The organism is Pelomonas sp. Root1237, assembly GCF_001425055.1.
Taxonomy (GTDB): Bacteria; Pseudomonadota; Gammaproteobacteria; order Burkholderiales; family Burkholderiaceae_C; genus Pelomonas.
Genome location: NZ_LMDK01000002.1, coordinates 55,879 through 68,157 on the forward strand (window position 1 = coordinate 55,879; position 12,279 = coordinate 68,157).

The window sequence follows — 12,279 nt, forward strand, 5'->3', positions numbered from 1 at the left end:
GTTAGGCCTTCTTGTCTTCACCGATGACCAGCCGGGTGTCCGACAGATACATGTATGGCGGCACTTCGAGGTTGTCGGGCGCGGGCTTGTTCTTGAACACGCGGCCGGCCATGTCGAAGGTCGAACCGTGGCAGGGGCACAGGAAACCGCCCGCCCAGTCATCCGGCAGCGAGGGCTGGGCGCCGGTTGCGAACTTGTCGCTCGGCGAGCAGCCCAGGTGCGAGCAGATGCCGACGACGACGAGGTACTCGGGCTTGATCGAGCGGTTCTCGTTCTTGGCGTAGTCGGGGATGGGGAAGGCCTTGCGGTCTGAGTTCGGGTCGGCCAGCTGGCCGTCGTTCTTCTTCAGGGCCTCGAGCTGTTCCGGCGTGCGGCGCACGATCCAGACCGGCTTGCCACGCCATTCGACGGTCAGCTTCTCACCGGGCTTGATGCCGGAGATGTCGACCTCGACGGGGGCACCAGCGGCCTTGGCGCGCTCGCTCGGCGCAAAAGTGCTGACGAAGGGCACGGCAGTCGCAACGCCACCAACGGCGCCGGCGCAACCGGTTGCAATCAACCAGGTGCGCTTGCCTTGGTCCACTTGCTGGTCACTCATGAGGGTCCTCTAAAGAGACTTCTGATCAGGGGCAGCCCAGGATTCTAACGGACGCTTACCCGAGGCTCGGCCAAGCGACGACCGACCGCAGGTTTACCCGCCTTCTAGCTCGCCGGACTTGGCGCCAACATCCGTCCGAGTCATCTCACAGACATCGCCATCCAGGAGCCCCGCATGAGTTTCTTCTCCGAGTTCAAGGAGTTTGCCGTCAAAGGCAATGTCGTCGACCTGGCGGTCGGCGTGATCATCGGCGGCGCCTTCGGCAAGATCGTCGACTCCCTGGTCGGCGACGTCATCATGCCGGTCGTCAGCAAGATCTTCGGCGGCCTGGATTTCAGCAATTACTTCATCCCGCTGGCCGGCCAGACGGCCACGACGCTGGCCGAAGCCAAGAAAACCGGCGCCGTGCTGGCCTACGGCAGCTTCCTGACCGTGTCGCTGAATTTCATCATCCTGGCCTTCGTCATCTTCCTGATGATTCAGCAGATCAACCGCCTCAAGCGCGAACCCGAAGCCGCGGCCGCGCCGGCCGAGCCGCCGGCCACGCCGGAAGACATTCAACTGCTGCGGGAGATTCGCGATTCGCTGAAGCGCTAAGCTCTCGCGCCGCCCGTCGCCCGGTAAGCAATGGTTACCGGGCTTTTTTGTGCCAGGAATTTGGCAACTGGTTGAAAACCCGCGCCTGTTGCAGGCGCGATACTTTCAATGCAGCTCGTGCCACCAGTTGATGAACGCGCCAGAGATACGCCTGAACCCGCACCTCGAAGCCTCGCTGACCCGCATTCGTCTGGCGGGTGAGCAGGCGGCCGAGCGCTGCGCGGAGGGTCTGGGGCTGTCGGCGTTGTCCTCCGGGCAGGTCAAGCGCCGCGACACCCTGCTCGCGGCTCAATTCGTGTTCCGCCAGCAACAAGGCGTGTTCTCGCAGCGTTTTGTGCAGAGCTTGCGCAAACAGGTGTCGGCCGAACAATCCGATACCAAGCCGCCGCAGGCGGCGCCCACGGCCAAAAAGGCCTGGGGCGAGCTTTCGCTGATGGACGACGACCAGGTCAACAACCTGGTGGCCGCGGACCGCATCGGCCTGGCCATTGGCCACCACTGCGAGTGGGAGTTGCGCGAGGTCGAGTCCTATGTCGCCGGCATTCAGGTCGGTGAACGCAACCCCTTGCGGCCCGAGCTCATCGGCCAGGGCCTGCTTGATGCCATCCAGGCCATCACCGACGACCCTGTCACCCGCCAGACGCTGACTGACGAATTGACTCGCGCGCTGGCCCAGGAGATGCGCGCCTGCTATGCCGATATTGCCGAGCTGCTGCGCTCGCGCGGCCTGCGACCCCAGGACTTGCGCGTGCGGGCGACGCCGGATGGCGCCGCCTCGCGCCTCGGCGGCCTGGGCGCAGCCACCCAACCCGGCGATCTCGATTCGGGCCATGGCGGCATGTCCAGCCGCGGCGGCTACGGCGGCTCGGCGCATGGTGGCCTGAGCAGCCAGGGAGGCCCCGGCGGCGGCCGCAACAGCGGCTTCGGTGGGGCCGGCGGCGGCTTTGGCAGCCGCGGCGGCGGAGGCAGCGGCGGCATTGGCCGGGTCGACCCCCAGATGATGGACCTGCTGCGCCGCCTGGCGCAGACGCCCGGCGCCTACGAGCCGGCCTATGACAGCCACGGCAACTCCAGCCGCATGGGCCTTGACACCCTCAGCGGCGAGCCCAGCGCCTGGGGGCAGATGCCGCTGCCGCCCAACCTGATCAACCAGCATCGCGACGAACTGCGTCAGATGGCCACGGGCCGGCTGGACCACATGGTCATCGACGTCGTCGCCGGCCTGTTCGACCAGATCCTGTCCGACCCCAAGGTGCCGCCGCAGATGGCGCGCCTGCTGGCCCGCCTGCAGCTGCCCGTGCTGCGCGTGGCCCTGGGCGACGAAACCTTCTTCTCCTCGCGCCGCCATCCGGTGCGGGTGTTCGTCAACCGCATGGCGTCCCTCGCCTGCGCCTTTGAGGACTTCAGCGACGATCCCGGCCGCTCCTTCCTGGCCCATGTGCGCGACCTCGTGCAGGACGTCGCCCAGGGCGATTTCGACCGCATGGACGTCTACACGTCCAAGTTGGACGCCCTGGAAGCCTTCATCACCGAGCAGACCCGCAGCACGCTGAAGGCTGCCGGCGACGCCGCTGCCGTCGTCGAGCGCCGCGAGACCGACCTGCGCCTGCAGCAGCGCTACGCCCTGCAACTGCAGCAGCAGCTCGCTCGTGTGCCAATGCAGGACTTCCTGCGCACCTTCCTGGCTCAAGTCTGGTCCCAGGCCATCGTGCTGGCTTCGCGCGAGGGCGCGCCGGAGCGGGCCCTGCGCCTGCGCACGCTCGGCCGCACCCTGGTCATGAGCGTGCAGCCCAAGGGCGGCACGGCCGCGCGCGCCGATTTCCTGCGTGAGCTGCCCAATCTGATGCGCACCCTCAACGAGGGCATGGACCTGATCCGCTGGCCAGACGGCCCGCGCAAGGACTTCTTCGGCGTGCTGCTGCCCGCGCATGCCGAATCGCTGAAGGGCCAGGCCGCCAGCGCCCTGGACACCAACCTGCTGATCAAGCAGCTCGACCAGATCTTCGGCGTCGCGCCACCGGCCGAGGCCGACCTCGCCAAGCCCATGGCCGGCGAAACCGCGCCCGGCGACCTCGACGCTAGCCAGCGCCTGACGCCCGCCGAGGCCAAGAGCCTGGGCCTCGTCGAGGAAGCCAGCGTCGACTGGAACGGCGAGCTGGACCTCGACCTGTCAGGCAACGACGCGGCGGCCGCGGCCGAACCGCTGCAGGCTGTGGACATCTCCATCGACGGCCTGCCCGCCGCCGAGGGCGCACCCGAGGCCAGCAGCGGCGCCCTGCTGGTGGACAACATGCAGCTCGGCTTCGCCTACCAGATGCACACCGGCAACGAATGGCAGAAGGTGCGCCTGGCCCATGTCAGCGCCGGGCGCAGCTTCTTCATCTTCACGCACGGCAACCGCCACCAGGAGACGGTGACGATGACGGCCCGCATGCTGCGAAAGCTCTGCGAGGCCGACCGCATGCGCGCCTATGAACACGGCCTGCTGCTGGAGCGCGCGACGGCTCGTGCCCGGGCGCAACTGGCGGCGCTCGGCGGCCGCTAGCCGCCGATCAGCCGTCGCGCCATCGCCAGTGCCGCGCCCAGGCTGGCCGGGTCGGCCAGGCCTCGCCCCGCGATGTCGAAAGCCGTGCCGTGGTCGGGGCTGGTGCGCACGAAGGGCAGGCCCAGCGTCACGTTGACGCCCTGCTCCACCCCGAGGTATTTGACCGGGATCAAGCCATGGTCGTGCACCATCGCCACGACGACGTCGAACTCGCCGCGCCGGGCGCGCATGAAGATGGTGTCGGGCGCATAGGGGCCGCTGGCGTCCATGCCCGCGGCACGCGCGTCGGCGATGGCCGGCGCGATATGCAGGATCTCTTCATCACCGAACAAGCCGCCTTCGCCGGCATGCGGGTTCAGCCCAGCCACGGCAATGCGGGGCGCGGCGATGCCCATGCGCTGCAGCGCCGCCTGCGTGATGCGCAGCGTCTCTCCCACGGCCTCACGGGTCACGCGGGAGATGGCCTCACGCAGCGAGCAGTGGATGGTGACGAGCACCGTGCGCAGCTCCTCGTTGGCCAGCATCATGCGCACCGGCACGCCCCCCGCCAGGGCCTGCAGCATTTCCGTATGGCCCGGGTAGGGCGAGCCGGCCGCATGCAGGGCTTCCTTGTGAATGGGCGCCGTGATGAGGGCGCGCGCATGGCCCGCCTGGATCAGGCCGACGGCGGCCTCGATGCACAGGGCTGCGGCCGCGCCGGCACGGGCATCGACCTGGCCCAAGGGGGCATCGATCAAGCCTGCGGGCAGGCCAGCGGGCTGCCAGACTGGCAGGCAGCGCGGCGGTACGCGGCCTAACTCATCGGCCGCATGCAATTCGGCGACCGCCAGGCCACCGCCGGCAGCAGCGACCGCGCGCCTCATGACGGCAACGTCGCCGACCACCAGGGCATCCCGCGGCATCTCGTGCCGCCACAACTTGGCGATGATCTCGGGACCGATGCCACAGGCATCACCCATGCTGAGGACCAGGGGCTGGCCTAGGGAGTTTTCCGGGGTCATGCCGCATTCTTTCATCACCCCGGCAGCGCGCTGGCAGACTGCCCACCGGCTCATCACGCCGTGGAGACTTTCTTGCGCAAGACCCTTGTTGCCGCCCTGATCGCCGGTCTGCATCTGACCGCCCCCGCCGCCACCCAGCCGGCACCCAAGGCCAATGCAGCCGCTACCGACGCTGCCGCCAAAGCCCATCAGGCCCTGCTGGCCCTGTTCGACGAAGCCTGGGAGTCCGAGGCCCATGCGGCGCCGGAATGGGCCACGCTGCGCGGTGACCTGCGCTTCAACGACAAGCTGAGCGACCGTTCCGCGGCCGGCCTGGCCGCCCGCGACGCTTTTGCCCGCGACATGCTGGCCCGCGCCCGCGCCATGGACGCCGGCCTGCTGGGCGACACCGACCGCGTCTCCCTGGCGCTCTTCATCAACCGCTACCAGCAGGAGGTGGCCATGCAAGGCTTCGCCGGCTGGCGCACCTTGACGCTGGGCACCCTGTACGGCGCGCAATCGGCCCTGGCCGGCTTCGCCCGCAATGTGCCGGTCAACAACGAGACCCAGGTCAAGCAGTGGCTGACGCGCCTGGCCGCCTACCCGGCGCGGGTTGACCAGGAAATCGCCATCCTGCGCCAGGGCCTGACCCTGGGTTGGGTCACCTCCAAGCCGGTGCTGGCGCGTGCCATTGCCCAGGTGGAAGGGCAGCTGACCGAGGACGTCACCAAGAGCCCGGTCTACGAGCCCTTCACGCGCATGACGGTGGACGCCAGCGTCAAGGCCAACTACCAGGCCCAGGGCCAGGCGGCCATGCGCGAGATCTTCTACCCGGCCCAGCGCAAGCTGCTCGCCGTCATGAAAGACGAGCTGATGGCCAAGGCCCCCGACAGCGGCTCGCTGTCGAGCTACCCCGGCGGCGACAAGGTCTACGAGGCGTTGATCCAGCGCCATGTGACGCTGCCGCTGGCGGCGGGCGACATCCACACCACCGGCCTGCGCGAGGCCGCGCGCATCCGCGCCGAAATGGAGAAGGTCAAGGCCGAGGTCGGTTTCGACGGTGACCTCGCCGCCTTCAAGAAATTCCTCTACAGCGACCCCAAGTTCTTCAACCAGACGGCCGACGAGCTGCTGGACGGCTACCGCGCCATCGCCAAGCGCATCGACCCTGAGCTGCCCAAGCTCTTCGCCCAGCTGCCGCGCTCGCCCTATGGCATTCGCGGCATGCCGCCCTATACCGGCGAAGGCGCGGCCGACAACTACAACGGCCCCTCGCTGGACGGCACGACCCCCGGCTGGTTCAACGCCAACGCGATCTCGTTCAAGCGCCGGCCCAAATGGGCGATGGAGACGCTGGTGGCCCACGAGACCGTGCCCGGCCACCATCTGCAGATCTCACGCCAGGTCGAGCTGGGCGAGCTGCCCAACTTCCGCCGCCAGTCGCAGTACTCGGTCTTCAGCGAGGGCTGGGCGCTGTATGCCGAGACGCTGGGCCCGCAGATCGGCCTGTTCCGCGACCCCTACGCGCGCTTTGGCCACTTGCAGGCGCAGATGTTCCGCGCCGCGCGCCTGGTCGTCGACACCGGCCTGCATGCGCTGGGTTGGAACCGCGACAAGGCCATCGCCTACATGATCGAGCAGACCGGCCACGACGCCACCTTCATGACGGCTGAGGTCGACCGCTACCTGTCCCAGCCCGGCCAGGCGCTGAGCTACATGATGGGCGAACTGAAGATCAAGGAACTGCGCGCCCGGGCTGAAACCGCCTTGGGGGCCAAGTTCGACCAGCGCCGCTTCCACATGGCCGTCATCGACCAGGGCGCCATGCCGCTGCCACTGCTGGAGCAGCGCCTCAATGCCTGGATCTTGAGCGAAAAGGCACGGCCATGAACTACGCAATCGGCATTCCCGGCCAGCCCTGGGGCCCGGGCGAGGTCGCCGCCTGGCGCGGGCGCCTCGTCAAGCAGCGCAGCTTTGCGGCTGACGTGCTCGCCACCATCGAGCCTCTGAAGCAGGATTTCGACGTCAGCGAATACGGCGCCGTGGTCTGCGACGGCGAACGCTTCCCGCTGCTGGCCATCCGCAGCCGCGGCTGGCGCGACGACCTGCCCATCTTCGTCGTGACCGGCGGCGTGCATGGCTACGAGACCAGCGGCGTGCATGGTGCGCTGCAGTTCGTCCGCGAGCATGGGCAGGAAGCTGCCGGCCAGGCCAACCTGCTGGTGGTGCCCTGCGTCAGCCCCTGGGCCTATGAGCGCATCCAGCGCTGGAACTTCGATGCAATCGACCCCAACCGCAACTTCCGCGAAGGCAGCCCCGTGGCCGAGTCCGCGGCCCTGGTGGCCTTGCTCGCACCGCTGCGCGGCCGCGTGCTGATGCACATCGACCTGCACGAGACCACCGACACGGACGAATCAGAGTTCCGCCCTGCCCTGGCGGCGCGCGATGGCGAGGTGTTCGAGCCCGGGCTGATTCCCGATGGCTTCTACCTCGTCGACGACGCCGAACACCCGCAACCCGAATTCCAGCGGGCCGTCATCGCCGCGGTGGCCCAGGTCACCCACATCGCCGAGCCCGATGCCAACGGCCAGATCATCGGCTGCCCGCTGCAGTCGCCCGGCGTCATCAGCTTCGCAGTGCGCAGCCGCAACCTGTGCGCCGCCATCACCGGCGCCCGCTTCAGCACGACGACCGAGGTCTACCCGGACAGCGCGCGCGCCACGCCCGAGCAATGCAATGCGGCGCAGGTCGCGGCCACCCGTGCCGCGATCGGCTACGCGCTGGCGGCCGAGATCTGAACCTCAGGCGGCGTCATTCGCAGACCAGCAGGCCTCTGGCACCCACCCCATGCGTGGACTGCAGCAAAGAGGTGGCATTTACCAGCCGCCCCATCCGGCGCCGCACGACGCCCTCGGCATCACGCTCGAGCTTGACGCAGAGGTCGGGGTCCAGCCCCATCGCGATGCGCTCCTCGAAGGTAGGCCTGGGTGAATTGCTGCGCGGGTCGGTTGTGGCCGGGTTGGCCAGGGCGCCGCGCAGGATTTCGGGGCTGGGCCTCAGGTTCAGCGCGCCGGGTGCAGACGCCGCCGCACCGGGCGACAGGGCCGCACCCGTCGCCGCGACCACGGGCGCGCCCTCGCCGTCCGGTGCGCCCGGCAGGGTTGGCGTGGGTCTTGGGCTGATGCCCGGTGATGGGGCGGTGGGCTGCCGCGCCTGCACGCGCGCCGCACGCTGGTGCAACTGCGGCGGCGGGGGCAGCAGGCGCAGCACCACTGAACGCCGCGCTTCTTCGCCTGCCGCTGGCCACCGCCGCGCCTGCCAGATGAGCAGCAGCAACGCCGCATGCCCCAACAGCACGGCCCAGACCGCCATCTGCCGACGCCGGGACGAAGCCAGGCGCCAGCGGCCTGGCCGCGTGACGGCCTCCGCGGCCTTCACGCGCCGGCCAGATGAAGGCCAAGCATCCCAAGGACACGAGTGGGCGAGAGGGCAACGCAATAGCAGCAGGAAGGCATGCCGGATGCTAGGAGCCGCGGCCCCGCGCCGGGTTACGCCAGGGTTAGGTCAGGCCGGGTTGTCCACGTCGATGAACTGCCAGGTGAGGCCCAGATCCTGCGCGACCTGGGCACCGACGCCCTGCACGCCGTAGCGCTCCGTAGCATGGTGGCCGGCCGCGATGAAGGCGACGCCGGTCTCACGGGCGTAATGGGCCTGGGGCTCGGAGATCTCGCCGGTGATGAAGACATCGGCGCCCGCCGCGATGGCTGGCTCGAAATAGCTCTGGGCGCCGCCGGTGCACCAGGCGACGCGGCGCAGCGGGCGGCCGTCGCCCGGCACGGCGGTCACGTTGCGGCCCAGCGCATCGCGAAGCCTCACCGTCAGCGCGGCAAGGTCGGTGGGCTCGATGGCCGCGCCGAAACCGAGATCCTGCTCGCCGAAGCGGCTGTCCGCAGTCCAGCCGAATTGCGCGCCAAGCTGCGCGTTGTTGCCCAATGTCGGGTGGGCGTCCAGCGGCAGGTGATAGGCGAAGAGGTTGATGTCATGCTGGATCAACCGCGCCAGGCGCTGCTTCATCCAGCCCGTGATGCGCCCATCCTGGCCACGCCAGAACAGGCCGTGGTGGACCAGGATGGCACCCGCCCCGGCGGCAATGGCCGCGTCGATCAGGGCCAGGCTGGCCGTGACGCCGCAGACGAGATGACCCACCTCGGCGCGCCCCTCGACCTGCAGACCGTTCGGCCCATAATCCTTGAAGCGCGCGGGCTCCAGCAGCTGGTTCAGGCGGAGTTCCAGCGCGGCGCGATCGGTCATGGCTTGATGGGGATGTAGGTGTTGAAACGGCTCTGGCTGATTTTCGCGCAGGCGGTCACCGTCGCCCTGGCCGCCCTCTTCGTCGTCTCGACGCTGAAGCCGCAATGGCTGCACGAGGCACGGTTACCCCATGCCACCGTCGCCCAGACCGCACGCCAGATCGCCTTGCCCTCCTCGCCTGCCGCCTCCGTCGTGCGCGCCGGTTTCTCGCAGGCCGCTCGCGTCGCAGCGCCGGCCGTCGTCAGCATCACGGCCAGCAAGGCGCCGTCGCGCGCGGGCCGGGCGCATGAACAGCTGTTCGGCTTCCCGTTCGGGCTGCGCCAGCCCCGCGGCAGTCCCCAGCTTGGCCTGGGCTCGGGCGTCATCATCTCGGCTGACGGCGTGCTGCTGACCAACAACCATGTCGTCGAGGGCGCCTCCGACATCGAGGTCATGCTCAGCGACGGCCGCCAGGCCCAGGCCAAGCTCATCGGCACCGATCCCGAGACCGATGTGGCCGTGCTGAAGATCAGCCTGCCCGATCTGCCGGTCATCGCGATGGGCGATGCGGCCAGCCTGGCGGTCGGTGACGTCGTGCTGGCCATCGGCAACCCGTTCAACGTCGGCCAGACGGTCACGTCGGGCATCGTGTCGGCGCTGGGCCGCAACCAGCTCGGCATCAACACCTTCGAGAACTTCATCCAGACCGACGCGGCCATCAACCCGGGTAATTCGGGCGGCGCGCTGGTGGACGCCGATGGCCGGCTGGTGGGCATCAACACGGCCATCTTCTCGCGCAGCGGCGGGTCCCTGGGCATTGGCTTCGCCATCCCGGTCGACGTGGCCCGCCAGGTGGCGACCTCGCTGCTGCAGGACGGCGTCGTCGCGCGCGGCTGGATCGGCGTGCAGACGCGCGAGCTGACGCCCGAACTGGCCGAGGCACTGAAGCTGGGCGATGCCAAGGGCGTGCTGATCGGCGGCGTCGTCAACGACGCGCCGGCGGCCAAGGCTGGCATCAAGCCGGGCGACGTGCTGACCCGCATCGGCGAGCATGCCGTCACGACGCCAGCCGAACTGCTGGCCAGCGTGGCGGCCCTCAAGCCCAGCAGTCAGGTCGAGGTGGGCGTGCAGCGCGCCGGCAAGGCCATGCACTTCCAGCTCGCCGTGGCTCAGCGGCCCAAGCCGCAGCGCGATCAGGACGACTGATCGGGGGTGGTCTGCTCGGCCTCGTCGGGCGCCTTGGTATGGCGCACGAAGTAGGTGGACGCAAACAGCCCCACCTCATAGAGCAGGCACATCGGGATCGCCAGTGCGAGCTGTGAAACGATGTCGGGCGGCGTGATGACGGCCGCAACGATGAAGGCCACGACGATGAAATAGCCGCGCCATTCGCGCAGCTTCTCCACCGACACGATGCCCATGCGCACCAGCACGACAACGACGATGGGCACCTCGAAGGCCGCACCAAAGGCGATGAACATGTTCATCACGAAGCCGAGATAAGCCTCGATGTCCGGCGCCGCCGTGATGCTCTTGGGCGCGAAGCTCTGGATGAAGGCGAAGACCTTCTTGAAGACGAAGAAGTAGCAGAAGGCCACGCCGCCGAAGAACAGCAGCGTGCTCGACACGACCAGCGGCATCACCAGGCGCTTCTCGTGCGAGTACAGGCCCGGGGCGACGAAAGCCCAGGCCTGGTAGAGCACGATGGGCAAAGCCAGCATGAAGGCGGCCAGCATGGTGATCTTGATCGGCACGAAGAAGGGCGCGATGACGTTGGTCGCGATCATCTTGGTGCCTTCGGGCAGGTTGGCCACGAGCGGCGCCGCCAGCCAGTCGTAAAGCTGGCTCGGCCCGGGGTAGAGGCACAGCACGCCGAAGCAGACCGCGATGGCGATGACGGCGCGCAGCAGCCGGTCGCGCAGCTCCATCAGGTGGGTGACGAAGGGCTGTTCGGTACCGGCCAGTTCGTCGTGGTCGGGGTTCTGGAAGGAGCTCATCTCAGTGCGTGCCGGGCCGCCCCAAGCGCACTGACGCCCCCTCGGGGGGCAGTGAGCGAAGCGAGTGTGGGGGCTTCATGTCTTGAGGCCTGGTGGGCGGAATCGCGCCACGCGGGCAGCTCCCGATTGGGTATGACGCTTCACACCGGCCTTCTGCTTGAACCACATCGGCGTCGACCCGCGCTTGAGGCGCCAGTTTTTCTTGGGGTGGCGGTACTCGAGCGGCGGTGGCGCGATCGTCGTGCCGGCTTCGTAGGACGAATCGCTGGTCACGTCCTGCCAGGTCTGATTCATCGCCTGCGTCGCGGTGTCCACCTCCTGGCGCACGCTCTGCTCGACGTCCTGGACCGCCGTCTGGAACTGGGTCTTCATCTTCTGAAGCTCCTCCAGTTCGATGGAGCGGTTGACCTCGGCCTTCACGTCCGCCACATAGCGCTGTGCCTTGCCCAGCAAGGTGCCCACCGTGCGGGCCACGCGCGGCAGCTTCTCGGGGCCGATGACGATCAAGGCCACCGCGCCGATCAGCGCGATCTTGTCGAAGCCGAAGTCAAGCACTTAGGACTTGGTCTTCGCGTCGACGTCGACCGTGTTCGGGTCATTGACCTTGCGGGCGGTGACCTGTTGGGGCGCAGCGGCTTGCTCTTCGGAAGTCGTGCCGTCCTTCACCCCATCCTTGAACCCCTTGACGGCAGCGCCGAGGTCGGAACCGACATTGCGCAGCTTCTTGGTGCCGAAGATGGCGATGACGACGACGAGGACGATCAGCCAGTGCCAAATACTGAATGAACCCATGATGTTGACTCCTTGTGGACTGGCTCAAATTCTAGGTGAGGGATGACCCTAGCATCCTGGGTCATTTCGAGGTCGATCGCGTTCCGGTGCGATCGTGCTCAGCCCTTAGGTTTGGTCACAACTCAGCCTTTCAACCACGGCCGAGGCCCGCCCATCACATGCAGATGCAGGTGCAACACCTCCTGACCGCCGTCCGGACCCGTGTTGATGACGTGGCGGAAGCCGTTGGTGACGCCCAGTTCCTTCATCAGCTTCGGGCCCAGCGCCGTCATTTTGCCCAGCAATGCGACCTCGGCCTCGGTCACGTCCGCCATGGAGGCGATGTGGCGCTTGGGGATGATGAGCACGTGGACCGGCGCCCACGGGTGGATGTCATGGAAGGCGAGGATGTCCTCGTCCTCATAGACCTTCTTGCTCGGGATCTGGCCGGCGACGATCTTGCAGAACAGGCAATTGGGGTCGTGAGTCATCTTTTGCTCG

General features: G+C 68.0%; 13 protein-coding genes. 5 read left to right on the top strand and 8 right to left on the bottom strand.

Annotation, left to right across the window (positions count from 1 at the left end; genetic code table 11):
- Nucleotide 1: 1 nt before the first annotated feature.
- Entirely contained in the window at nt 2-598 is a 597-nt protein-coding gene (gene petA / locus ASC91_RS04375) for a ubiquinol-cytochrome c reductase iron-sulfur subunit (protein ID WP_056192837.1), read from the bottom strand.
- Nucleotides 599-772: 174 nt separating this feature from the next.
- Between petA and mscL the strand changes: the two genes are divergently transcribed.
- Both mscL and ASC91_RS04385 read left to right on the top strand, forming a co-directional pair.
- Entirely contained in the window at nt 773-1,195 is a 423-nt protein-coding gene (mscL, locus tag ASC91_RS04380; RefSeq protein WP_056192848.1) for a large conductance mechanosensitive channel protein MscL, read from the top strand.
- Nucleotides 1,196-1,325: 130 nt separating this feature from the next.
- Nucleotides 1,326-3,740, top strand: coding sequence for a DUF1631 family protein (locus ASC91_RS04385; RefSeq protein WP_056192850.1), 2,415 nt, complete (start codon nt 1,326-1,328; stop codon nt 3,738-3,740).
- Here ASC91_RS04385 and pdxA read toward each other — a convergent pair.
- On the bottom strand, nt 3,737-4,741 hold the full coding sequence (gene pdxA / locus ASC91_RS04390; protein ID WP_056192855.1) for a 4-hydroxythreonine-4-phosphate dehydrogenase PdxA: 1,005 nt from the start codon (nt 4,739-4,741) through the stop codon (nt 3,737-3,739). The two genes, ASC91_RS04385 and pdxA, sit on opposite strands and share 4 nt — an antisense overlap.
- Nucleotides 4,742-4,813: 72 nt before the next feature.
- Here pdxA and ASC91_RS04395 point away from each other — a divergent pair, with 72 nt between their 5' ends.
- Nucleotides 4,814-6,610 (top strand): DUF885 family protein, encoded by a 1,797-nt coding sequence (locus ASC91_RS04395; RefSeq protein WP_056193131.1) that lies wholly within the window; start codon nt 4,814-4,816, stop codon nt 6,608-6,610.
- Complete coding sequence (locus tag ASC91_RS04400; protein WP_056192858.1) at nt 6,607-7,518, top strand: M14 family metallocarboxypeptidase; 912 nt, start codon at nt 6,607-6,609, stop codon at nt 7,516-7,518. Before ASC91_RS04395 ends, ASC91_RS04400 begins: the two co-directional genes overlap by 4 nt.
- Before the next feature lie 13 nt (nt 7,519-7,531).
- On the opposite strand, the gene ASC91_RS04405 is transcribed toward ASC91_RS04400, so the two are convergent.
- Complete coding sequence (locus tag ASC91_RS04405; RefSeq protein WP_056192861.1) at nt 7,532-8,158, bottom strand: hypothetical protein; 627 nt, start codon at nt 8,156-8,158, stop codon at nt 7,532-7,534.
- A 126-nt stretch (nt 8,159-8,284) separates the two neighbouring features.
- Nucleotides 8,285-9,031 carry a Nif3-like dinuclear metal center hexameric protein gene (locus ASC91_RS04410; RefSeq protein WP_056192863.1) on the bottom strand — a complete coding sequence of 249 codons (747 nt, stop codon included), beginning with the start codon at nt 9,029-9,031 and terminating at the stop codon, nt 8,285-8,287.
- Nucleotides 9,032-9,052: 21 nt separating this feature from the next.
- On the opposite strand from ASC91_RS04410, the gene ASC91_RS04415 reads away from it, so the two are divergent.
- Nucleotides 9,053-10,216, top strand: coding sequence for a S1C family serine protease (locus ASC91_RS04415; RefSeq protein WP_056192866.1), 1,164 nt, complete (start codon nt 9,053-9,055; stop codon nt 10,214-10,216).
- On the opposite strand, the gene tatC is transcribed toward ASC91_RS04415, so the two are convergent.
- From tatC to ASC91_RS04435, 4 genes are all read right to left on the bottom strand, one after another.
- Nucleotides 10,204-11,007, bottom strand: a complete 804-nt coding sequence (tatC, locus tag ASC91_RS04420) for a twin-arginine translocase subunit TatC (RefSeq protein WP_056192870.1) — start codon at nt 11,005-11,007, stop codon at nt 10,204-10,206. The two genes, ASC91_RS04415 and tatC, sit on opposite strands and share 13 nt — an antisense overlap.
- 75 nt (nt 11,008-11,082) lie before the next feature.
- Nucleotides 11,083-11,562: a Sec-independent protein translocase protein TatB gene (tatB, locus tag ASC91_RS04425; RefSeq protein WP_056192873.1), complete on the bottom strand. Its 480-nt coding sequence runs from the start codon at nt 11,560-11,562 to the stop codon at nt 11,083-11,085.
- Nucleotides 11,563-11,799, bottom strand: coding sequence for a Sec-independent protein translocase subunit TatA (tatA, locus tag ASC91_RS04430; protein ID WP_056192876.1), 237 nt, complete (start codon nt 11,797-11,799; stop codon nt 11,563-11,565).
- Between the two features lie 122 nt (nt 11,800-11,921).
- Nucleotides 11,922-12,269 carry a histidine triad nucleotide-binding protein gene (locus tag ASC91_RS04435; RefSeq protein WP_056192879.1) on the bottom strand — a complete coding sequence of 116 codons (348 nt, stop codon included), beginning with the start codon at nt 12,267-12,269 and terminating at the stop codon, nt 11,922-11,924.
- Nucleotides 12,270-12,279: the final 10 nt, after the last annotated feature.